A 19384-nucleotide genomic window follows, 5' to 3' on the forward strand; every position below is an offset into this window, starting at 1 on the left:
CACAGGTCCCGAAGGTGCCCCCGGCCGGGCGGCCGGGGGCACCTTCATGCCGTGGGCGGGGGCGCGGTGGAGCCCCGCACGACCAGGTGGACGGGGAGATCGCGGTGCTCCGCGGGGCGGCCCTCCAGGACGTCCAGCAGAGCCGTCATGCCCCGCTCGCCGACCTGTTCGGCCGGGAGCCGCACCGTGGTGAGCTCCGGTTCCACCGCTGTGGCGAGTGCCAGGTCGTCGAAGCCGGTCACGGAGATGTCGTCGGGCACCCGCAGTCCCCGTCTGCGCACCGCCTTGCAGGCGCCGGCGGCCAGGATGTCGTCGTCGCAGACGATGGCCGTGGGCAAGGGGCCCGGGGAGCCCAGGACCGCCTCGGCGGCCTCGCGCCCGGCCCGTACGTCCAGCGGGGCGGTCACGGTGCGCAGGACGGCACCGGGGACGTCCCGCACGGCGTCCCGCAGCGCCCGGGCGCGCACCGCGAAGGTCCAGGTGTCCACGGCGGACGCGAGGTGCACGATCCGGCGGTGGCCGAGGCCCAGCAGATGGCCCGTCACCTGACGCATGCCGTCCGCGATGTCGAGATTCACGCGCGCCGCGGTCCCGTGGTCCCCGGGGTCGCTGTCCAGCATCACCAGCGGCAGGTCCGCGCCCCGCAGCGCCCCCAGGGCGTCCGCCGCCATCGACGAGGCGATCACCCCGTCGAGCGCCGCGCGTGCCGAGGCGAACGGATCCCTGGCGGGGCCGGTGCCGTCGGGGGAGGGGTAGAGGACCACGCCGAAGTCGTGCTCGGCGGCGACGGCCGCCGCGCCGGTGTACACCCGGGCGAAGAATTCGTTGGTGAGGGCGGGGACGACGAGCAGAGCCGTACGGGTGCGGCCCATCCGGAGACTGCGGGCGGCGAAGTTCGGCCGGTAGCCGAGGTCCCGGGCGCTGCCACGGACCCGCTCGGCGGTCGCGGCCGACACCCGGCCCCGCCATTTGTCACCGAGTACGAGCGAGACCGTGGCCTGCGAGACGCCCGCGGCCCGCGCCACGTCACGGCTGGTGGGCCGGGGTGGGGCGGGCTGCCGCGCGCTGCTCACTCGTGCCTCCGTGCTGGGCCGGTCGGATGCGGTGGGATGGACTCCCGGGCTGCCCACATGGTACGTATGAACGCTGACGTTATACGTAAAACCCCGAGGTCGTGACGCCGTCGGGGGAGAGGGGCGGACATGGCCGCGGGATATCTGGACATCCTCCGGGCGCGGCACGCCGCCCGGTTGCTGGCGGGAACGCTGGTGGGACGGCTGCCGAACGGCACCGCCCACATCGCGATCGTCCTGTTCACCCGCGCGGAGGGCGGCAGCTACACGCTGGCCGGAGCCCTCGCGGCGGCCTACGGACTCGCCACGGCGGTGGGACAGCCCCTGCTGGGCCGGGCCGTCGACCTTTACGGGCAGCCGCGCGTCCAGCTCCCCGCGGCCGTCCTGTCCGCCCTCGGTATGGCCGCGCTCGCTCTGGTCGGTCTCGACCCGCTCCCCGCCGCGTACGCGGCGGTCGTCGTGGCCGGCGTGTTCACGCCCCCACTGGAGGGCGGCCTGCGTGCCCTGTGGCCGACGGTCCTCGGCCGGGAGGACCGGGTGCACCGGGCGTACGCCATGGACGCGGTGGCCCAGGAGATCATGTTCACCCTGGGGCCCCTCCTCGTGACGGTCCTCGTGTCGCTCCGGTCGCCGGCCGCCGCTCTCCTGGTCATCAACGCCATAGGGGTCCTGGGAGCGCTGTCCGTCGTCCTGTCCGAGCCCTCCAGGACGTGGCGCTCGGCGCCCCGCGAGGCGCACTGGCTCGGGGCCCTGCGCTCGCCGGGACTGCTGGCCCTGCTGGGCGCCTTCTTCTTCGTCGGGCTCGCGCTCGGCTCGATCACGGTGGCCGGTGTCGCGTACGCCGACGACCACGGCCGGGAGTCGGTGTACGGCTGGCTGATGGCCGCGCTCGGCCTCGGCGCGCTGATCGGCGGTGCGGTGTACGGAGCGCGGCAGTGGGCCGGGGCGCCCGAGCGCAGACTGCGGGTCATCGTCGCGCTGCTGGCCCTCGGCTACCTGCCGCTGATGCTGACGCCCGGTGTGCCCGCCATGACCGCGCTGGCGGCGCTCGCCGGGGTGTTCCTGGCCCCGGCGATCGCCTGCTCGTTCATCGTCGTGGACCGGCACGCGCCGCAGGGCACGGTGACCGAGGCGTTCTCCTGGCTCGTGACGACCTTCGGAGTGGGCGCGGCGGCCGGAACGGCGGTGGCGGGACCGGCCGTGGAGCTCGGTGGTACGGCGTGGAGTTTCGCCGTCGCCGGGGCCGGTGGAGTGGCGGCGCTGATGGTTCTGCTGGCCACCGGAAGGGTCCTCGCAGCTCCCGGGCGTACGCCCGCAGTTGTGGCCGGTTCGGAAAATGATCGAAACGGTGCTGCCGAACCCGGTTTCAGCTCAGGCCATAAGGCGTAATGTTCAGTCATGGACCGCCGCATTTTCGGGCTGGAGAACGAGTACGGCGTCACGTGCACGTTCAGGGGACAGCGCCGACTGTCACCTGACGAAGTGGCGCGCTACCTCTTCCGCCGTGTTGTGTCATGGGGCCGCAGCAGCAATGTCTTCCTGCGGAACGGCGCCCGCCTCTACCTCGACGTGGGATCGCATCCGGAATACGCAACACCCGAATGCGACAACGTGACCGAACTGGTCACGCACGACAAGGCGGGCGAGCGCATTCTCGAAGGCCTGCTCGTCGACGCCGAACGCCGCCTGCACGAGGAGGGAATCGCGGGCGACGTCTATCTCTTCAAGAACAACACCGACTCGGCTGGAAACTCCTACGGGTGTCACGAGAACTACCTCGTGGCCCGGCACGGAGAATTCTCCCGGCTCGCGGACATCCTCATTCCGTTCCTCGTCACCCGTCAGCTGATCTGCGGTGCCGGCAAGGTGCTGCAGACGCCGCGCGGAGCCGTCTACTGCGTGAGCCAGCGGGCCGAGCACATCTGGGAAGGCGTCAGTTCCGCGACGACGCGCTCCCGCCCGATCATCAACACCCGGGACGAACCGCATGCCGACGCGGAGCGGTACCGCCGTCTCCACGTCATCGTCGGTGACTCCAACATGTCCGAGACGACCATGCTCCTCAAGGTCGGCGCCACCGACCTCGTCCTGCGCATGATCGAGGCGGGCACGGTGATGCGCGACCTGACCCTGGAGAACCCGATCCGGGCCATCCGCGAGGTCAGTCACGACATCACGGGACAGCGCAAGGTGCGCCTGGCCAGCGGTCGCGAGGCGTCGGCCATCGAGGTCCAGCGCGAGTACTACGAGAAGGCCGTCGACTTCGTCGAACGCCGAGGCATCCGCACCGGCACCGTCGACCAGGTCCTCGAGCTGTGGGGCCGCACGCTGGACGCCATCGAGGCCGAGGACCTCGACCGGATCGGCACCGAGATCGACTGGGTCATGAAGTACAAGCTCATCGAGCGGTACCGGGCCAAGCACAACATGACCATGTCGAATCCGAGGGTCGCTCAGATAGACCTCGCCTACCACGACATCCATCGCCGGCGCGGGCTCTACTACCTCCTGGAGCGCAAGGGCCAGGTCGCCCGAATCTGCAACGACCTGAAGATCTTCGAGGGCAAGTCGGTGCCCCCGCAGACGACCAGGGCGCGGCTGCGCGGCGACTTCATCCGCCGGGCCCAGGAGCAGCGGCGGGACTTCACCGTCGACTGGGTCCACCTCAAGCTCAACGACCAGGCCCAGCGCACCGTGCTGTGCAAGGACCCTTTCCGTTCCGTGGACGAGCGGGTGGAGAAGCTGATCGCGGGCATGTGACCCCGGGACAGGAATGTCCCTCCCGAATGCGACCGGGCCCCGTACGTTCCTCGTACGGGGCCCTTCGCTCGGCCTAGAGTGTCGGGGACCATTCACGTGCCGTCTGAGATCTGAGGAACCAGTGCGCCGACTTGCCGGCCTTCTCGTCGTCCCCCTTCTGCTGCTGTCCACGGCGGCATGCGGCGACGACAAGGCCTCCGACTCCGCCTCGACCGAGAAGGGCGTCCCCGCGATCACCGCGGGCGCGAAGTTCGGCGAGAAGCCCACCCTGGCGAAGGGTGAGGGCGATCCCCCCAAGGAACTGAAGACCAACGTCATCAGTGAGGGTGACGGCGCGAAGCTCAAGAACGGCGACGCGATCCAGGTCAACTACCTCGGGCAGGCATGGGACTCCACCAAGCCGTTCGACAACAGCTTCGACCGCAAACAGCCCTTCGATCTGACGCTCGGCGCGGGCATGGTCATCCAGGGCTGGGACAAGGGGCTCGTCGGCCAGAAGGTCGGCAGCCGGGTCCAGCTGGTCATTCCGCCGAGCCTCGGCTACGGCGAGCAGGGCCAGGGCGACATCAAGCCCAACGCCACCCTCGTCTTCGTCGTCGACATCGTGAAGGCGACGCAGATCCCCGCATCCGCCAAGGGCACAGCGGTCGCCCAGGACAACATCGACCTGCCGAAGGTCGGTACCGAGACCGACGGGAAGGCGCCGTCCGTCACGATCCCCAAGAGCGACCCGCCGACGAAGCTCGTCTCCAACTACATCCTGGAGTCCAAGGGTGAGGTCATCAAGGAGAACGACAGCGTCGTCGTGAACTACGTGGGTCTGCTCTGGAAGGGCAGCAAGGCCTTCGACAGCACCTACCAGACCGGCAAGACGCAGACCTTCCCGCTGGCCCAGGTCACCCTCAAGGGTCTCAAGAGCGGTCTGGTCGGCAAGAAGGTCGGCAGCCGCGTGCTGCTCGTCATCCCGCCGGACCAGGGCTTCGGCAACGAGGCACAGCAGTCCATCCCCGCCAAGTCCACCCTCGTCTTCGCCGTGGACCTCCTGGCAAAGATGTAAGACTGTCCCGGTTGCCCAGTTCATCAGTAAGAGGAGCAGTTCAGTGAGCATCGACAAGCCCGAGATCGACTTCCCGGGTGGCGAGCCGCCGGCCGACCTTGAGATCAAGGAGATCTGGGAAGGCGACGGACCGGTGGCCAAGGCGGGCCAGACCGTCTCCGTGCACTACGTCGGTGTGGCCTTCTCCACCGGCGAGGAGTTCGACGCCTCGTGGAACCGCGGCACCCCGCTGCAGTTCCAGCTCGGTGCCGGTCAGGTCATCGCCGGCTGGGACAAGGGCGTCCAGGGCATGAAGGTCGGCGGCCGTCGCCAGCTGACCATCCCCGCGCACCTCGCCTACGGCGACCGCGGCGCGGGCGGCGGCGCGATCGCCCCGGGTGAGACGCTGATCTTCGTCTGCGACCTCGTCGGCGTCTGATCCGTCCGTTTACAGCAGTCGGGGCCCGTGCCGCAAGGCACGGGCCCTCGCTTTGGTCCGGACACCCCGGGGCGGTACGGTCGACGGTCGGAGAGCACGTCGAGAAAGGGCGTCGATGGCGATTGCCAAGGCCGAACGGCTGATGAACCTGGCACTGTGTCTGCTGGGTACCCGGCGCCCGCTCAGCAAGCGTGAGCTCCGCGGGTCCATCGAGGCCTACCTGGAGGCGGGCACCGACGAGTCCTTCAACCGGATGTTCGAGCGCGACAAGGACGATCTGCGCGAACTCGGTCTGATCATCGAGACCGTGGAGAACCTGGACGGCGACACGGGATACCTCGCGCGCCGCGACAGCAACCGGCTGCCCCCCATCACCCTGGACGCCGAGGAGGCCGCGGCCCTCGGGCTCGCCGCCAAGGTCTGGCAGCAGGCCCGGCTCGCCGGTGCCGCGAGCGGCGCCCTGCAGAAGCTGCGGGCCGCCGGAATGCCGGAGGCCGAGGACGACTACGAGGTGCACAGCGCCCTCGAACCCCGTATCCCGGTCCACGAGGCCGCCTTCGAGCCGCTGATGCTCGCCTGCCGGGACCGCCGCCCGGTCACCTTCGACTACCGCAAGGGCAACGCCGCCCACCCCGAGCAGCGCCAGGTCGAGCCCTGGACGCTCGAGTGCTGGCGCGGCCACTGGTATCTGGCCGGCTGGGACCGCGACCGGGGCGCCGAGCGGGTCTTCCGGCTGTCCCGGATCTCGGGCCGGGTCCGCTCCCGCGCCGGCGCCTTCACGGCCCTGGTTCCCGACGCCGTCACCGTCCGCGAGACCGTGGAGAGCTGGGCGGGCGAGACCGCCACCAGGACCGCCCGCATCAGGCTGCGTACGGGCTCCGGCTACCCGCTGCGCTCCCGCGCGATAGCCGTACGGGAACTCGGCGACGGCTGGGACGAGTTGGAGATTCCGTACGGACACGGTCTGGACGCCTGGCTCGTGGAGTTCGGGCCCGACGTGATCGTGAGCGAACCCGCCGATCTGCGGGCCGACGTGATGGACCGGCTGCGCGCCGTGGCCAAGGACTGAGGGGGACCCGTACTCGTGGCCACGAACGCGATCGACCAGACCCGGCGGATGCTCTCCCTCGTCACCTATCTGCGCGAGCGCCCCGGCGCGCACGTCCAGGACGTGGCCCGGGCCTTCGGGATCACCGAGGACGAGCTGATCTCCGACCTCGACGTGCTCCCCATGTGCGGGACCAGCTTCCGCGGCGGGGACCTGCTGGACATCGACACCGACGGCGACCGGATCTGGTGGCACAACCCGGACGACGTCGCCGAGCCCCTCCGGCTCGCCGCCGACGAGGCGACCGCCCTGCTCGTCGCGGCCCGTGCCGTCGCCACGCTCCCCGGCCTGCGCGAGAGCGACAGGCAGGCGCTGGTGCGTGCGACCGCGAAGCTGGAGACGGCGGCCGGTGAGGTGGGGGCGGCCAGCTCGCGGCTCTCGGTCACCTTCGAGTCCGAAGGCGGTGTCTTCGCCGACGTGGACCGGGCGATCTCCGAGAGGCGCCGCCTCTGGCTGCGCTACTACTCGCCCGCGCGCGACGAGCTGACGGAGCGCGAGGTGGACCCGATCAGGCTGTTCGCGGTCGGCCACACCTATATGGAGGGCTGGTGCCGGCTCACCGAGGCGCGGCGTACGTTCCGGCTCGACCGGGTGGCCGAGATCAGAATCCTCGACGCCCCGTCCGCCCCGCCGGAGCTGGAGCTGCGTGATCTCTCCGAAGGTCTGGTGCAGCCCGCTGCCGAGGATCCGGAGGTCGTGATCGAGGTCGGCCCCGGCGGCCGGTGGGTCGCCGAGTACTACCCGCACGACAGCGCGGAGGAACTGCCCGACGGCGGCCTGCGGATCACACTCCGCACCCCCGACCCTGCCTCCCTGCGCAGGCTCGCCCTGCGACTGGGCGGCGAAGGACGCATCACGTCGCCCCCGGAGCTGGCCGAGAGCGCCAGGCTGGCGGCGCGTGAGGCGCTGGCCGCCTACGACGGCGCGCTCTGAGCGGCGGCCACCGGTGCACCGAGGAGGCAAAGGCCATATGACTGCGATATCGAGCACACAGAGCGGACCGGTTCCGGTCCCGGTGCCCGACGCCGTACGCTTCCGGGCAGCCTGCCCGGACTGCCGTGAGCGGTTCGAGCTCGCGGCGGGAGCGCTGCGGCTGGCCATAGGCGCCAGCCGCCGTACGACCTTCTACTCCTTCACCTGCCCCGCGTGCGGTTCCGCGGTCCGCAAGCCCGCCGGGGAGCGCATAATCGAGCTCCTCAGCGGCGGCGGCGTGCGAACGCTGCGCCTGCACACCGCCCTGCGGTGACAAGAGACGTCGAGGATCCGTCCATGTTCTGGCCCATGCTCGCCATCGCTCTGGGATTCGCCGGCCTGGCCGTGCTCGGCGTGCTGGCCGTCAAGGTCTTCGTCGAGGCACAACGGCTCGCCGGACAGGTCGCCGCGACCACGCAGCGGATCAACCGAGCGGCAGAGGATCTCGAACGAGCGGCCACCACCCTCGCCGATACCGGAGAAGCCCTGCGATAGCAGAGCGCGGCCTCCTGATTCACCGTTTCGGGGGGTACGCTGCTGGAGCGGCCCAGGCAGGGAGGTGTGGGCCGCAAGCGGGAGTACGCACGGGCATTGCCTGGCGTTTACCCCTGCGGGTTACGATCGCTGCCAGCGAGAAGGTCGGACGTGTGTCCGGTCGAACGGGTAGCGAGCCCACCCTCCAGACGCCTCAGTGAGAAGGAAGTCGCACATGATCGGCAATCTGAAGCCCCTCGAGATCGTTCTGATCATCGCTGTCATCCTGCTGCTCTTCGGTGCCAAGAAGCTTCCCGACATGGCGCGTTCGCTCGGCAAGTCGGCCCGCATCCTCAAGAGCGAGGCCAAGGCCATGAAGAAGGACGACGCGGAGCCCGCGGCGCCCACCACGGAGACCGTTGCGGACACCACCCCGCCCGCGGCCACCGCCCGTACGATCCAGGCCGCTCCGGGAGACGTCACCAGCTCCCGTCCGGTCAGCGAGGCCAAGCCCACCACCCAGAGCTGACAGCTGATCCTCACCGGACGCTGCCGCACGAGACGAGGGAAGTGGGTTGCTCAAGTCTGCCCGCAAGCAGGAGAAGGACGACGAGGGGCGAATGCCCCTCCTCGATCACCTGCGTGAGCTGCGCAACCGCCTGCTGAAGTCGGTCCTGGCGATCGTCATCGCCGTGATCGTGGCGGCGTTCTTCCAGAAGGAAATCTTCGAGTTCCTGATGAAGCCGATCCTGGATTCGGTCGGCTGCAAGAACGGCGCCGTGACCATGGTCAACGGCCGGCCCTGCGCGGAGATGACCACCAACGGCCTGCTGTCGCCGTTCACCATCGCGCTGAAGGTGTCCCTGATGGCGGGCGTGCTGGTGGCCACCCCGGTGTGGCTGTACCAGCTGTGGGCGTTCGTCGCCCCCGGCCTGCACAAGCAGGAGAAGCGCTACTCGGTCGCCTTCGTCGCTGCCGGTGTGCCGCTCTTCGTCGCCGGGGCCTACCTGGCGTACGCGATCCTGCCGCAGACCGCGGAGATCATGCTCGGCTTCACGCCCGACAACGTGAAGAACCTGCTGCCGCTGGACGACTTCCTGGACCTGATCACCCGCATGGTGATCGTCTTCGGGCTGGCCTTCGAGCTGCCGCTGCTGCTCATCCTCCTCAACATGACCGGTGTTCTCTCCGGTGCCCGGATGCTGCGCTGGTGGCGCGGCATGCTCGTCGGACTGACCGCCTTCGCGGCCATCGCCACACCGGGCGGCGAGCCCATCTCGATGCTGCTGCTCGCGGGCCCGCTCGCGGTGCTCTACTTCATCGCGGTCGGCATCTCGCTGCTCAACGACAAGCGCAGGCGCCGCGCCAACCCCGACGCCGAGCTCGACGACGACGAGGCGTCGAAGCTGGACCTCACCCCCGAGACGGTCGGTGCCGTCGAACCGGTGCCGTCACGGCCGGCCCTGCCCGAGCAGGCGAGCGGTGATGCGGACGGTGGGCGGTCGCAGCGGCTCAACGGTTACGACGACATCACCTGACCTTGTAAGGTCCCGCGGGTGACCAGCGAGATCACCCTCTTCGTCAATCCCACCGCGGGTGGCGGCCGGGGCGCGCGTGCCGCGCAGCCGGCCGCTTCCGCGTTGCGGGACGCCGGCTTCTCCGTACGGACGGTCCTCGGTGAGGACGCCGACGATGCCCTGCGGCGGGCCCGAGAGGCCGTGGCGGGCGGGACCGGAGCACTCATAGCCGTGGGCGGGGACGGCATGATGTCCCTCGCCCTGCAGGCCGTCGCGGGCACCTCGACGCCGCTCGGCGCCGTGGCCGTGGGTACCGGGAACGACCTCGCCCGTGCCTTGGGGCTGCCGATCCGCGATCCGGCCGCCGCCGGGCGGCTGGCTGCCGAAGCTCTCAAGGCCGGGACGGTGCGCCCGATCGACCTGGGCCGGGTCGGGGAGCGCTGGTTCGGCTCCGTGCTGGCCTCCGGCTTCGACTCGCGGGTGAACGACCGGGGGAACCGGATGCGCTGGGTCGGCGGGCGCTTCAAATACGACCTGGCGATCCTCGCCGAGCTGGCGGCCTTCCGGCCGATCCCGTACCGCGTCAGGCTTGACGATGGCCCGGTGACCGAGATCGAGGCGACTCTGATCGCGGTGGGCAACGGGAGCACGTACGGCGGCGGCATGCGGATCTGCGCCGACGCGGTCATGGACGACGGGCTCTTCGATGTGACCGTGGTCGGTGACTGCAGCCGTACAACGCTGCTCAAGGTCTTCCCCAAGGTGTACAAGGGGACGCACCTCGGGCACCCGAAGGTCACCGTCCACCGGGTGTCGTCGATCGAGCTGGCCGCGGCCGGTGTCACGGCGTACGCGGACGGTGAGTCGCTGGGCGCGCTGCCGCTCGTCGCCACCTGTGTACCCGGCGCGGCCTGGGTCCTTGCACCGTGAAATAAAGATCGGGCTGACTGTCATACGAGGCGGGTAGGCTCGTATCAAGATGACAGAGGACCTCTCACCAGCTGAGCGATACCAGGCGTCCCGGGTCCGTGCGGCCGAGCAGGCCACCGCCCTCGGGCCCTTCCGCGAGATGTACGAATTCGGGCTGGACCCGTTCCAGATCGAGGCCTGCAAGGCGTTGGAGGCCGGCAAGGGGGTGCTGGTCGCGGCCCCCACCGGGTCGGGCAAGACGATCGTCGGTGAATTCGCCGTTCACCTGGCTCTGCTCCAGGGCCGCAAGTGTTTCTACACCACGCCGATCAAGGCCCTGTCCAACCAGAAGTTCGCCGATCTCGTCCGGCGCTACGGTGCGGACAAGGTCGGCCTGCTGACCGGTGACAACAGCGTCAACGCGGACGCACCCGTCGTCGTGATGACGACCGAGGTCCTGCGCAACATGCTGTACGCGGGCTCCCAGGCCCTCACCGGCCTCGGCTACGTGGTCATGGACGAGGTGCACTACCTCTCCGACCGCTTCCGGGGAGCCGTGTGGGAGGAAGTGATCATCCACCTGCCGGAGTCCGTGACCCTGGTGTCGCTTTCGGCGACCGTGTCCAACGCCGAGGAGTTCGGCGACTGGCTGGACACCGTCCGGGGCGACACCCAGGTGATCGTCTCCGAGCACCGGCCCGTGCCGCTGTGGCAGCACGTCATGGCCGGACGCCGGATGTACGACCTCTTCGAGGAGGAGACCGACCACGGCGGCAGGGGCACCGGCCGTCGTGAGGTCAGCCCGGATCTCGTCCGGCTCGCCCGGATGGAGAACCAGCGCGGGTACAACCCCCGCGAGCGTCGGCGCGGAAAGATGGTGCGCGAGGCCGAGCGCGAACGCGAGCGCCGTCAGCGCAGCCGTATCTGGACCCCGTCCAGGCCCGAGGTCATCGACCGGCTCGACGCCGAGGGGCTGCTGCCCGCGATCACCTTCATCTTCAGCCGGGCCGGCTGCCAGGCGGCCGTCCAGCAGTGCCTGCAGGCCGGGCTGCGGCTGAATGACGAGGACAAGCGCCACCTGGTGCGGGAGATCGTCGAGGAGCGGACGGCGTCGATTCCACCCGAGGACCTGCATGTCCTCGGGTACTACGAATGGATCGAGGGCCTGGAGCGGGGCATCGCCGCGCACCACGCCGGGATGCTGCCGACCTTCAAGGAGGTCGTGGAGGAACTCTTCGTCCGCGGCCTGGTCAGGGCGGTCTTCGCCACCGAGACACTGGCGCTCGGCATCAACATGCCCGCGCGCTCGGTGGTGCTCGAAAAGCTCGTCAAGTGGAACGGCGAGCAGCACGCCGACATCACGCCCGGCGAGTACACCCAGCTGACAGGGCGGGCAGGGCGCCGGGGCATCGATGTCGAGGGGCACGCGGTCGTCCTGTGGCAGCGGGGGATGGACCCCGGTGCCCTCGCCGGACTCGCGGGCACGCGTACGTATCCGCTGCGTTCCAGCTTCCGGCCGTCGTACAACATGGCCGTCAACCTCGTGCAGCAGTTCGGGCGGCATCGCTCGCGCGAGCTGCTCGAGACGTCCTTCGCGCAGTTCCAGGCCGACCGGTCGGTCGTCGGGATCTCCCGGCAGGTCCAGCGCAACGAGGAGGGCCTCGCGGGCTACAAGGAGGGCATGACCTGCCACCTCGGGGACTTCGAGGAGTACGCCGGGCTGCGCCGCGACCTCAAGGACCGGGAGACGGATCTCGCCAAGCAGGGGGCGGCCCAGCGTCGCGCGGCGGCGGCGTCGTCCCTGGAGAAGCTGAAGCCCGGTGACGTCATCCATGTGCCCACCGGCAAGTTCGCGGGGCTCGCGCTGGTCCTCGACCCTGGGCTGCCGGCGGGACGGACCAACGGCCATCGCGGGCTCGAGTACCACGACGGACCGCGTCCCCTGGTGCTGACCGCCGAGCGGCAGGTCAAGCGGCTGGCCCACATCGACTTCCCGGTGCCGGTCGAGGCACTGGAGCGGATGCGGGTGCCCAAGTCGTTCAACCCGCGCTCACCGCAGTCCCGGCGCGACCTGGCTTCCGCGCTGCGGAGCAAGGCTGGGCACATCGACCCGGGACGGCATCGCAAGCAGCGGGCCGCCGCGGCAGACGACCGGGAGATCGCCCGGCTGCGCACCGAGCTGCGCGCCCACCCCTGCCACGGGTGCGACGAGCGCGAGGACCATGCCCGCTGGGCGGAGCGGTACCACCGGCTGCAGCGCGACACGCGGCAGCTGGAGCACCGCATCGAGGGCCGGACGAACACCATCGCCCGGACCTTCGACCGCATCGTCGCGCTCCTGACGGAGCTCGACTACCTGCGGGGCAACGAGGTCACCGACAACGGCCGGCGGCTGGCACGGCTCTACGGAGAGCTCGATCTGCTGGCCAGCGAATGCCTGCGGGACGGCGTCTGGGAGGGGCTCAACCCCGCCGAACTCGCCGCATGCGTCTCGGCGCTGGTCTATGAGGCGCGCCAGGCTGACGACGCCGTCGCTCCGAAGCTGCCCTCCGGGCCGGCGAAGGCCGCGATGGGCGAGATGGTCCGCATCTGGGGCCGCCTCGACGCCCTGGAGGAGGACTTCAAGATCAGCCAGACGGAAGGGGTCGGCCAGCGTGAACCCGACCTCGGCTTCGCCTGGGCGGTCTACATGTGGGCGTCCGGGCGGACGCTGGACGAGGTCCTCCGCGAAGCGGAGATGCCGGCCGGCGATTTCGTGCGGTGGTGCAAGCAAGTCATCGACGTACTCGGCCAGATCGCGGCCGCCGCTCCCCGGGACGGGAGCTCGGTCGCGAAGAACGCCCACAAGGCCGTCGATGCGGTGCTGCGGGGCGTGGTGGCGTACAGCTCCGTGGGGTGAACGGGCTCCGCGGGGTGGGCCGGCTCCGTGGAGTGAACGGGCTCCGCGGGGTGGCGGACGAGGTGAACCGACGAGTGGCCACGGGCGGACTGTCCATGCCTGTGGCCACTCCGGTGCGTCCTCCCGTCAGGTCTTCTTCTTGTTCTTCATGGCAAGTCCCGCGCAGGCGGCCCCCAGCACGATCGCCAAGCCACCGACGATTACGTTGTTGAGGATGACGCCCATATCGGGGCTCTCGCCCACGATCCACGTCGACACGATGAGCCAGGCGCCCAGGGCGCAGATGGCCATGCTCATTCCGGTCATCCGCTGGGGCATGGCCGTGAAGCAGAGTGCCAGCACGGCTATCGCGATGCCGATGACGAGGTTGTGGGTCACCAGGGACGGCTGGCTCGCGGTGAAGTGAAGCACCCACGGCGAGACGGCGCAGTACAGGCCGAGCAGGAACACCGGTGCGTCCGTGGACGTGTTGCGTCCACCGCTCACCACGCGATCGTGGCGCGCTCGCATTTCTTCGGCGTCGGGGTGTCCGGAGATGTCCCTTCCGGTGTGTCCGGAAACGTCTCTTTCGGTGTGTCCGGAAACGTCCCTTCCGGTGTGCGAGATGTTACTCATGAGGATGTTCTCCTTCGCACTTGCTCGAGCGACCGCGGTCAGGGGATGCGGTCATCGGCTCTCCCGACCAGTGTGCTCTTATATGCCCCTTATGTGTAGTTTTTCTGGTGGTCAAATCCTGCGATTCCGTCGAGGCGGCGGGCCAGTGACACCAGGTCCCCGGTCCGCAGCACTCGGTCCCCGTGTCCAGGCAGCGGCACGTGGAGGAGGCGCGTCCAGCGCTCGGGCACGGCGCCGATCCCGTACACCGCGCCGGCCAGCCCGCCCGTGACCGCGGCCACCGTGTCGGTGTCCCCGCCCACGTCGACGGCCGCTCCCAGGGCTTCCTCGAAGCCACCGGTGGTGCGCAGCGCCCACAGCGCCGTACCGAGGCACGGCCACACCGCGCCGTTGAACTCGGTGGCGTCGTCCGGATGCCAGTCCGGGGCCAGAACGGTGGTCCAGCGGGGACGGTGGCCGGCGTGCACGGCGGCCAGCGCCTCGTCCACGGCCGCGAGCGGATCGCCGCCCTCCAGCGCCACGCGCACCAGTTCGTGGAAGACGGCGGTGCCCTCCCAGGCCGCCCGGTCGCCGTGCGTCAGGGCCGCGATCCGGCGTGCCGCGTCCATCGTCGCCGTCCGCCCGGCCCGGGCGAAGTAGACCGCGGATGTGGTGGCGCGCATCAGCGAACCGTTGCCCGCCGCACGCGAGTTGATCTGGAAGTGGAGTGCGGCCGCGAGGTCCCACGGGTCACCGCTCGTGAGGACGTCCTCGGTCTGCAGACCGATGTCCTTCGGCTCTGCGGCCGCCCACCGCCTGAAGCGGCCGAAGATGTCGGGGAGGTCCAGGCCTTGCTTCTCCAGCAGGGATTCCCCGACCAGGACGGCCATCTGCGTATCGTCCGTCGCCTCGCCCGGATCCCAGCCGCCGCCCCCGCACATCACGCCGGCCCCGTCCGGGAAGCGGGCGCTGTACACCCCTGGGGCGCCGAACTCGAAGGGCGCGCCCAGCGCGTCACCCACCGCGGAGCCGACCACCGCGCCGACGGCACGAGCCCCGCGGTCCGCACCGCTCCGGCTGTGGGGACGGAGAGCGCGGTCCTCGGGGCTCGTCGGCGTCATGCCGTCAGCGTAACCACGGGCCGTGGGGTCAGCTCGCCGGCATCAGGACGGTGTCGACGATGTAGACCGTGGCGTTGGCGGTCGGGACGTTGCCGCAGACGACCTCGGAGGAGTCGTTCACGGTGTAGGACTCACCCGAACCCGCCGTCGTCAGCCCGGTCTTGGCCAGGGTGTCGAAGGAACCCTTCTCCAGCTGCTTCGGCGTCAGCTTCTCGCCGACCACGTGCGCGGTGAGCACCTTGGTGAGCTGGGCCTTGTCGGCGAGCAGCTTGTCCAGGTCGGCCTTCGGGATCTTGGCGAAGGCGTCGTTGGTGGGGGCGAACACCGTGATGTTCTCGGCGCTGTTCAGGGTGTCGACGAGACCGGCCTGCTTGACCGCGGCGACCAGGGTGGACAGGTCCTTGTTGTTCGACGCGGCCGTGGCGACCGGGTCCTGGGCCATGCCCGCGAACGAGCCCGCGCCGTCCGCCGGGACCGACGCACAGCCCGGGCCGAACGGCTCGTCCATGGTCGAGGCACTCTCGGTCTCCTTGGCCGGCGCGCTCGACGCGGCCTTGTCCGCACCGGACGCGGAGGTGTCGGAGTCGCTGGAGCAGGCGGTCAGAGCGAGCGGCAGGATGGCGGCGGCGGAAGCGGTGACGGCGATGCGGCGAAGGTGACGGGTGTTCATGGTGTGCTCCTGAACGGTTCGTTGATCAACAGATGGAAAGGAAAGAGAGAGTCGGTGGGCGGGCCGGGGGTCAGGTCACGTCGACCACCACCGAGTGCCACCCGGTCGCACCGTCGGGCACGGTGCCGACCCGCTCGCCGGTCTGTGTGGCGCCGGTACGGTCCGTCGCGCGGACCTCGAGGGTGTGGTTGCCGGTCGTGGCCGGCCACTCCCAAACCCACTGGCGCCAGGTGTCACGGCCGGCCTCGGCGGCCAGCCGCGCGGTGTGCCACTCGCCGCCGTCGACCCGGACCTCGACCCGGGCGATCCCCCGGTGCTGGGCCCAGGCGACACCGGCGACCGGCACGGTTCCCGCTCGCGGGGCGGCGAAGGGGCGGGGTGTGTCGATGCGTGATTCGGTCTTGATCGGTGCCTCGCGGGACCAGTCGCGCTTGACCCAGTAGGCGTCGTACGCGTCGAACGTCGTGAGTTCGATGTCCTGGATCCACTTGCACGCCGAGACGTAGCCGTACAGACCGGGGACGACCATCCGGACCGGGAAGCCGTGGTCGAACGGCAGCGGTTCGCCGTTCATACCGACCGCGAGCAGTGCGTCGCGGCCGTCCATGACCTCCTCGACCGGAGTGCCGATCGTCATCCCGTCCACGGAGCGCGCCACGATCTGATCCGCGGGCCCGCCCTTGGACGGGGGCTTCACCCCTGCCTCACTCAGCACATCGGCCAGACGTACGCCGATCCACCGGGCGTTGCCGACGTACGGGCCGCCCACCTCGTTGGACACGCAGGTCAGCGTGATGTCCCGCTCGACGAGCTCCCGCCCCAGGAGGTCCTGGAAGCTGAGGGTGACGGGTCGCGCCACCCCCTTCCCGTGGATCCGCAGCCGCCACCGGTCGGCGTCGACACGCGGGACCACCAGGGCGGTGTCCACCCGGTAGAAGTCCTTGTTCGGGGTCGTGAAGGAGCTCAGGCCGCGGATGCCCAGATCCGCTCCGCCCGGTATCGCGGGGGCGGGCGAGGCCGGCGCCGGGAGCACGACGTCACCGCGAGAGGCGGAGACCCCGGCCAGCCGGGACGCCTGGAGCCGTCGCCCCAGGAGCCCCGCACCGGCCGAGGCCGCCGCTGCTGCGGTCGCCGCGATGACGAATCCACGGCGGTCGAAGGCGCCCTGTACCCCGTCGTCCGTCTCCCCAGCCGCGGGAGGCGGGACGGTGACCGGGGCCAGCCGTCCGGCCAGGAGATACAGCACTCCCGCGGCCACCAGCGCGCCCACGACCGAAGGCAGTACGTCGCCCGGGCGGCCCTCCGGCCGCCCGGCCGCGGACACTGCCCCGACCACACCGAAGACCAGTACGGCCGCAGCGCCGGTCCACCGGTGCCGCAGCGCGAGAACCCCCACCGCCATGGCGAGGACCGCCAGGAGTACGAGGATCCCGAGCTGCAGCACCAGCTTGTCGTCGGTGCCGAAGTTCCTTACGGCGAAGTCCTTCACGGCCGGGGGAGTGCGGTCGATGACCGCCCCGCCCACAGCCGTGACCGGACCCGCCTCGGGACGCACGGCAGCGGCGACCAGTTCGGCGACGCACAGGGCGGTGAACCCGGCGATCAGACCGCTGAGCGCGGCGAACGCGGCGCGTGCCCAGCGGGATCGCGGGGACCAGGGAGCCCCTTGCTTCTGCGAAACGTCTTGGTCTGTTCTCACACCGGGGGTTCGACGCAGATCGCCCGGCGGATTGGTCGTTCACCCGATCGAAGGAAGTCCGATCATCGGCCAATCCATGACGCCCGCTGCCTCGAATGACCTCTGAGGGGCAGTGGGGAAGGGCCCCGGCCAGGCATGCGACACCGGAAGGAACCCGAATGGCAGGGGAGCGGCGGCGCACAGCCGTAGTGGGCAGCGGGGTGGCGGGACTCACCGCCGCGCACGTCCTGGGGAAGGCGCACGACGTGACGCTCGTCGAGGCGGACGAGCGGGTCGGCGGGCATGCGCACACCCACGACCTGACCTCGTCGGACGGCCGGACACACCGCGTCGACTCGGGGTTCATCGTGCACAACCGGAGGACGTACCCGAACCTCCTGCGGCTCTTCGACGAACTCCAAGTGGCCACGCAGGAGTCGGAGATGAGCATGTCCGTGCGCTGCGAGGGGTGCGGACTCGAGTACGCGGGCGCCCGGGGCGCCGCCGGGCTGTTCGCCCGGCCCGGGTCCGTACTCCGGGGCCCGTACCTGCGGATGCTGACCGAGGTGCCGCGATTCCACCGGGCGGCCAGGGCGTTGCTCGCCCTGCCCGAGGGCACCGGAGCCATGACCCTGGGCGAGTTCGCGGCGCGCGGGCGGTTCTCCCCCTACTTCTGCGCGCACTTCCTGACCCCCATGGTCTCCGCGGTCTGGTCCTGCGATCCGGTGACCGCGATGCGCTACCCGGCCCGGTACCTCTTCCGCTTCCTGGAGCACCACGGGATGCTCTCGATCGGAGACTCGCCGGTCTGGCGGACCGTCACCGGCGGCTCGCGCGAGTACGTCGAACGCATCGTCAAGCAGGTGCACTCCGTGCGGACGGCCGCCCCGGTCAGGACGGTCCGCCGGCACAGCGAAGGCGTGGAGATCGTCACCGAGGACGGCGCGACCGAGGACTACGACGCCGTGGTCGTCGCCACCCACCCCGACCAGGCACTCCGGCTGCTCGCCGACCCCACCGACGAGGAGCGGCGGACCCTCGGGGCGTTCCGCTACTCCCACAACCCCACGCTGCTGCACACCGACACCACGCTGCTGCCACGCAGCCGGGGGGCCGCCGCCTCCTGGAACTACCTGATGCCGTCCTGCGCGGCCGACGCCGACCGGGTCACCGTCAGCTACGACATGAACCGCCTCCAGCGCCTGGACGCGCCCGAGCGGTTCGTGGTCACGCTGAACGGCGCCGACCGGGTCGACCCGGACCTGGTACGGGCCCGCACGGTGTACGAACACCCCGTCTTCACCCCGGAGTCGGTCGCCGCCCAGGCCCGGCTGCCCACGCTCTCGGGACCGGTCACCGCCTACGCGGGGGCGTACCACGGCTGGGGGTTCCACGAGGACGGCTGCCGTTCGGGGGTCGAGGCCGCCGCCGCGCTGGGGGTGACTTGGTGAGCGGCGCCCTCTACCCGTGCACCATCACCCATGTTCGGACCGCGCCCCGCAGGTACGCACTGCGGCACCGAACCTATCTGTGGCTCATCGACCCGGACCGCCCGCCGAGGCTGCCGGCCCTCCTGCGCCCGCTGGCCGGCTTCGACGCGCGCGACCACTTCGGCGGCACGGCGCCCACCGTCCGGGCCGGACTCGAACGGTTCCTGCGCACCCGGGGCGTCGACCTCGCCGACGGCACCGTCACCATGCTCACCCAGGCCCGGGTCCTCGGCCACGTCTTCAATCCGCTGACCGTCTACTGGTGCCGCCGCCCCGACGGCACCCCGCTCTGCGTCGTCGCCGAGGTGCACAACACCTACGGGGAGCGCCATTGCAACCTGCTGCACCCGGACGCCGCGGACCGGGCGGTCACCGGCAAGGACTTCTACGTGTCGCCGTTCTTCCCGGTGGACGGCGACTACCGCATGCGGCTGCCCGAGCCGGACCGGCGGCTGAATCTGACGGTCCACCTGGAGCGCGAGGGCGTACGCCCTTTCACAGCGACCGTGCGAGGCGCCCGGCGCCCCGGTACGCCCGCCCAACTGCTCCGGCTGTTCCTCCGCCATCCGTTCTCCACCGCGGTCGTATCCGCCGCCATCCGGCTGCACGGCATCCGGCTGTACCTGCGCCGGCTGCCCGTGCAG

The 19384-nt window shown here is 70.5% G+C and carries 19 protein-coding genes; 14 read left to right on the plus strand and 5 right to left on the minus strand.

Annotation, left to right across the window (positions count from 1 at the left end; all coding sequences use genetic code 11):
• Positions 1-44 precede the first annotated feature (44 nt).
• Positions 45-1073 (minus strand): LacI family DNA-binding transcriptional regulator, encoded by a 1029-nt coding sequence (locus ACFWFI_RS17665; protein ID WP_387390712.1) that lies wholly within the window; start codon positions 1071-1073, stop codon positions 45-47.
• Between the two features lie 129 nt (positions 1074-1202).
• Here ACFWFI_RS17665 and ACFWFI_RS17670 point away from each other — a divergent pair, with 129 nt between their 5' ends.
• The 12 genes from ACFWFI_RS17670 to ACFWFI_RS17725 all read left to right on the plus strand — a co-directional run bounded on the left by ACFWFI_RS17670 (position 1203) and on the right by ACFWFI_RS17725 (position 13187).
• The gene (locus ACFWFI_RS17670) at positions 1203-2462 is read left to right on the plus strand and encodes an MFS transporter (RefSeq protein ID WP_387390714.1); all 1260 of its coding nucleotides are present in this window, start codon (positions 1203-1205) and stop codon (positions 2460-2462) included.
• A 9-nt stretch (positions 2463-2471) separates the two neighbouring features.
• A complete protein-coding gene (gene pafA / locus ACFWFI_RS17675) occupies positions 2472-3833 on the plus strand; it encodes a Pup--protein ligase (RefSeq protein WP_329226983.1) in 1362 nt (453 codons plus the stop codon).
• A gap of 121 nt (positions 3834-3954) precedes the next feature.
• A complete protein-coding gene (locus tag ACFWFI_RS17680) occupies positions 3955-4890 on the plus strand; it encodes an FKBP-type peptidyl-prolyl cis-trans isomerase (protein ID WP_387390716.1) in 936 nt (311 codons plus the stop codon).
• A 43-nt stretch (positions 4891-4933) separates the two neighbouring features.
• Positions 4934-5308 carry an FKBP-type peptidyl-prolyl cis-trans isomerase gene (locus ACFWFI_RS17685; RefSeq protein ID WP_387390719.1) on the plus strand — a complete coding sequence of 125 codons (375 nt, stop codon included), beginning with the start codon at positions 4934-4936 and terminating at the stop codon, positions 5306-5308.
• Positions 5309-5423: 115 nt separating this feature from the next.
• Positions 5424-6377, plus strand: coding sequence for a helix-turn-helix transcriptional regulator (locus tag ACFWFI_RS17690; protein ID WP_387390721.1), 954 nt, complete (start codon positions 5424-5426; stop codon positions 6375-6377).
• 15 nt (positions 6378-6392) lie between these two features.
• A complete protein-coding gene (locus ACFWFI_RS17695; protein ID WP_387390723.1) occupies positions 6393-7349 on the plus strand; it encodes a helix-turn-helix transcriptional regulator in 957 nt (318 codons plus the stop codon).
• A gap of 37 nt (positions 7350-7386) precedes the next feature.
• Positions 7387-7662 carry a hypothetical protein gene (locus tag ACFWFI_RS17700; RefSeq protein WP_387390725.1) on the plus strand — a complete coding sequence of 92 codons (276 nt, stop codon included), beginning with the start codon at positions 7387-7389 and terminating at the stop codon, positions 7660-7662.
• Between the two features lie 23 nt (positions 7663-7685).
• Positions 7686-7883: a hypothetical protein gene (locus ACFWFI_RS17705; RefSeq protein ID WP_030124836.1), complete on the plus strand. Its 198-nt coding sequence runs from the start codon at positions 7686-7688 to the stop codon at positions 7881-7883.
• A gap of 214 nt (positions 7884-8097) precedes the next feature.
• Positions 8098-8391 carry a Sec-independent protein translocase subunit TatA gene (tatA, locus tag ACFWFI_RS17710; RefSeq protein ID WP_014157210.1) on the plus strand — a complete coding sequence of 98 codons (294 nt, stop codon included), beginning with the start codon at positions 8098-8100 and terminating at the stop codon, positions 8389-8391.
• A 46-nt stretch (positions 8392-8437) separates the two neighbouring features.
• Complete coding sequence (gene tatC, locus ACFWFI_RS17715; protein WP_387390728.1) at positions 8438-9400, plus strand: twin-arginine translocase subunit TatC; 963 nt, start codon at positions 8438-8440, stop codon at positions 9398-9400.
• An 18-nt stretch (positions 9401-9418) separates the two neighbouring features.
• Positions 9419-10309, plus strand: a complete 891-nt coding sequence (locus ACFWFI_RS17720; RefSeq protein WP_387390731.1) for a diacylglycerol kinase — start codon at positions 9419-9421, stop codon at positions 10307-10309.
• Between the two features lie 49 nt (positions 10310-10358).
• A complete protein-coding gene (locus ACFWFI_RS17725; RefSeq protein WP_387390733.1) occupies positions 10359-13187 on the plus strand; it encodes a DEAD/DEAH box helicase in 2829 nt (942 codons plus the stop codon).
• Between the two features lie 126 nt (positions 13188-13313).
• Here ACFWFI_RS17725 and ACFWFI_RS17730 read toward each other — a convergent pair whose 3' ends face one another.
• The 4 genes from ACFWFI_RS17730 to ACFWFI_RS17745 all read right to left on the minus strand — a co-directional run bounded on the left by ACFWFI_RS17730 (position 13314) and on the right by ACFWFI_RS17745 (position 17271).
• Positions 13314-13802, minus strand: coding sequence for an SPW repeat protein (locus tag ACFWFI_RS17730; RefSeq protein ID WP_387390736.1), 489 nt, complete (start codon positions 13800-13802; stop codon positions 13314-13316).
• Between the two features lie 89 nt (positions 13803-13891).
• Positions 13892-14902 (minus strand): ADP-ribosylglycohydrolase family protein, encoded by a 1011-nt coding sequence (locus tag ACFWFI_RS17735; RefSeq protein WP_387390738.1) that lies wholly within the window; start codon positions 14900-14902, stop codon positions 13892-13894.
• A 28-nt stretch (positions 14903-14930) separates the two neighbouring features.
• A complete protein-coding gene (locus ACFWFI_RS17740; protein ID WP_387390740.1) occupies positions 14931-15572 on the minus strand; it encodes a fasciclin domain-containing protein in 642 nt (213 codons plus the stop codon).
• Between the two features lie 70 nt (positions 15573-15642).
• Positions 15643-17271 (minus strand): molybdopterin-dependent oxidoreductase, encoded by a 1629-nt coding sequence (locus ACFWFI_RS17745; protein WP_387390742.1) that lies wholly within the window; start codon positions 17269-17271, stop codon positions 15643-15645.
• Positions 17272-17429: 158 nt separating this feature from the next.
• Between ACFWFI_RS17745 and ACFWFI_RS17750 the strand changes: the two genes are divergently transcribed.
• Positions 17430-18701 (plus strand): NAD(P)/FAD-dependent oxidoreductase, encoded by a 1272-nt coding sequence (locus ACFWFI_RS17750; RefSeq protein WP_387390744.1) that lies wholly within the window; start codon positions 17430-17432, stop codon positions 18699-18701.
• Positions 18698-19384 (plus strand): DUF1365 domain-containing protein (locus ACFWFI_RS17755; RefSeq protein WP_387390747.1); only part of this gene is annotated, 687 nt, incomplete at its 3' end. The genes ACFWFI_RS17750 and ACFWFI_RS17755, both read left to right, overlap by 4 nt.

The sequence above is a fragment of the Streptomyces sp. NPDC060209 genome, assembly GCF_042728155.1.
Lineage (GTDB): Bacteria > Actinomycetota > Actinomycetes > Streptomycetales > Streptomycetaceae > Streptomyces.

Excerpts from the sequence above, each read along its gene's own strand:
- ACFWFI_RS17670 (WP_387390714.1), top strand. The coding sequence starts at position 1,203 with ATGGCCGCGGGATATCTGGACATCCTCCGGGCGCGGCACGCCGCCCGG.
- pafA (WP_329226983.1), top strand. The coding sequence starts at position 2,472 with ATGGACCGCCGCATTTTCGGGCTGGAGAACGAGTACGGCGTCACGTGC.
- ACFWFI_RS17690 (WP_387390721.1), top strand. The coding sequence starts at position 5,424 with ATGGCGATTGCCAAGGCCGAACGGCTGATGAACCTGGCACTGTGTCTG.
- ACFWFI_RS17700 (WP_387390725.1), top strand. The coding sequence starts at position 7,387 with ATGACTGCGATATCGAGCACACAGAGCGGACCGGTTCCGGTCCCGGTG.
- ACFWFI_RS17705 (WP_030124836.1), top strand. The coding sequence starts at position 7,686 with ATGTTCTGGCCCATGCTCGCCATCGCTCTGGGATTCGCCGGCCTGGCC.
- tatA (WP_014157210.1), top strand. The coding sequence starts at position 8,098 with ATGATCGGCAATCTGAAGCCCCTCGAGATCGTTCTGATCATCGCTGTC.
- ACFWFI_RS17725 (WP_387390733.1), top strand. The coding sequence starts at position 10,359 with ATGACAGAGGACCTCTCACCAGCTGAGCGATACCAGGCGTCCCGGGTC.
- ACFWFI_RS17730 (WP_387390736.1), bottom strand. The coding sequence starts at position 13,802 with ATGAGTAACATCTCGCACACCGGAAGGGACGTTTCCGGACACACCGAA.
- ACFWFI_RS17735 (WP_387390738.1), bottom strand. The coding sequence starts at position 14,902 with ATGACGCCGACGAGCCCCGAGGACCGCGCTCTCCGTCCCCACAGCCGG.
- ACFWFI_RS17740 (WP_387390740.1), bottom strand. The coding sequence starts at position 15,572 with ATGAACACCCGTCACCTTCGCCGCATCGCCGTCACCGCTTCCGCCGCC.
- ACFWFI_RS17750 (WP_387390744.1), top strand. The coding sequence starts at position 17,430 with ATGGCAGGGGAGCGGCGGCGCACAGCCGTAGTGGGCAGCGGGGTGGCG.